This window comes from Pseudomonas sp. DCB_AW (assembly GCF_026240895.1).
GTDB classification, from domain to species: Bacteria; Pseudomonadota; Gammaproteobacteria; order Pseudomonadales; family Pseudomonadaceae; genus Aquipseudomonas; species Aquipseudomonas kermanshahensis.
In genome coordinates this window covers 1-871 of the sequence record NZ_JAPFCE010000155.1, presented here as the reverse complement: position 1 = coordinate 871, position 871 = coordinate 1, and the positions used below count along the sequence as shown (strand labels likewise).

The window sequence follows — 871 nt, the reverse complement described above, 5'->3', positions numbered from 1 at the left end:
TGGATCCATTATGTTTTTGTCACCCTGCTTTTGCTCCAACTTCGGAGGTCGACCAGTACTCCGGTCGCGGCCAAGGGCGAATTCTGCAGATATCCATCACACTGGCGGCCGCTCGAGCATGCATCTAGAGGGCCCAATTCGCCCTATAGTGAGTCGTATTACAATTCACTGGCCGTCGTTTTACAACGTCGTGACTGGGAAAACCCTGGCGTTACCCAACTTAATCGCCTTGCAGCACATCCCCCTTTCGCCAGCTGGCGTAATAGCGAAGAGGCCCGCACCGATCGCCCTTCCCAACAGTTGCGCAGCCTATACGTACGGCAGTTTAAGGTTTACACCTATAAAAGAGAGAGCCGTTATCGTCTGTTTGTGGATGTACAGAGTGATATTATTGACACGCCGGGGCGACGGATGGTGATCCCCCTGGCCAGTGCACGTCTGCTGTCAGATAAAGTCTCCCGTGAACTTTACCCGGTGGTGCATCTCGGGGATGAAAGCTGGCGCATGATGACCACCGATATGGCCAGTGTGCCGGTCTCCGTTATCGGGGAAGAAGTGGCTGATCTCAGCCACCGCGAAAATGACATCAAAAACGCCATTAACCTGATGTTCTGGGGAATATAAATGTCAGGCATGAGATTATCAAAAAGGATCTTCACCTAGATCCTTTTCACGTAGAAAGCCAGTCCGCAGAAACGGTGCTGACCCCGGATGAATGTCAGCTACTGGGCTATCTGGACAAGGGAAAACGCAAGCGCAAAGAGAAAGCAGGTAGCTTGCAGTGGGCTTACATGGCGATAGCTAGACTGGGCGGTTTTATGGACAGCAAGCGAACCGGAATTGCCAGCTGGGGCGCCCTCTGGTAAGGTTG

Annotated in this window: 1 protein-coding gene and 1 pseudogene; both read left to right on the top strand. The window is 52.7% G+C overall.

Annotated elements, in window-relative coordinates; genetic code table 11:
- Positions 1–624, top strand: a 624-nt coding sequence (ccdB, locus tag OO306_RS28455; RefSeq protein WP_369124846.1) for a type II toxin-antitoxin system toxin CcdB, incomplete at its 5' end; no start/stop codon positions are given.
- A 47-nt stretch (positions 625–671) separates the two neighbouring features.
- A pseudogene (locus tag OO306_RS28025) lies at positions 672–863 on the top strand (IS4 family transposase); the annotation flags it as partial.
- Between the last annotated feature and the right edge of the window lie 8 nt (positions 864–871).